The organism is Pseudoalteromonas sp. S3178 (assembly GCF_005886985.1).
GTDB classification, from domain to species: Bacteria; Pseudomonadota; Gammaproteobacteria; order Enterobacterales; family Alteromonadaceae; genus Pseudoalteromonas; species Pseudoalteromonas carrageenovora.
The window spans coordinates 1-206 of record NZ_PNCW01000147.1 but is presented as its reverse complement, the minus strand read 5'-3'; the positions used below and the strand labels follow the sequence as shown (position 1 = coordinate 206).

The following is a 206-nucleotide window of genomic DNA, read 5'->3' as shown; positions in this document are numbered from 1 at the left end:
TTAGCCAAGCTTAATCCACCCATTGAGCGGGCGTTAAGCATTCAAGGAAAGTATGGTATTGAAATGACCTACGAAGAATTTTATTACAGCATTGACTGCAAGTTCCCTTACCATCAAGAAAGTGAGTGGAAACATATTATTGTCCAATCGATTGAAATAGGTGACGACGCTCCTTTTCTCGTGCTTCACGAGATATGCAGAGTTCC

Annotated in this window: 1 protein-coding gene; it reads left to right on the top strand. The window is 41.3% G+C overall.

Features of this window, described 5'->3' with window-relative positions; translation table 11 throughout:
• On the top strand, window positions 1-206 hold a 206-nt coding region (locus CWC11_RS23005), incomplete at both ends, for a hypothetical protein (protein WP_212748097.1).